1 pseudogene is annotated in these 279 nt (G+C 56.8%); it reads left to right on the top strand.

What is annotated here, in order from left to right:
* Positions 1-151 precede the first annotated feature (151 nt).
* Positions 152-279 (top strand): annotated as a pseudogene (locus tag ACQ4LH_RS21250) (hypothetical protein); the annotation flags it as partial.

Here is a 279-nt window from a genome sequence, read left to right as displayed (position 1 = left end):
GCGCTATTGGTATGCGCCGGATCGCGCGATTGACGCCATCCTCATGGGCAACCGCCGCTACAAGCGTTACTACAAACATATCCAGTGGAAGCCGGCATACGAGCTCGCTCRKTTCGTCTGGGGGGCTGGGAGATGTGTAAAAGAGACNARGCGCTATTGGTAKGCGCCGGAYCGCGCGATTGACGCCATCCTCAGGGGCAACCGCCGCTACAAGCGTTACTACAAACATATCCAGTGGTGCCTGCAGCAACTCGGCTTCGACCTGAAGAAGATCAAGAT

The sequence above is a fragment of the Pseudomonas peli genome, from assembly GCF_050563605.1.
In the GTDB taxonomy this organism is placed as follows: Bacteria; Pseudomonadota; Gammaproteobacteria; order Pseudomonadales; family Pseudomonadaceae; genus Aquipseudomonas; species Aquipseudomonas peli_A.
The sequence above is the reverse complement of the archived record's forward strand: the minus strand, read 5'-3'. Positions and strand labels throughout refer to the sequence as shown.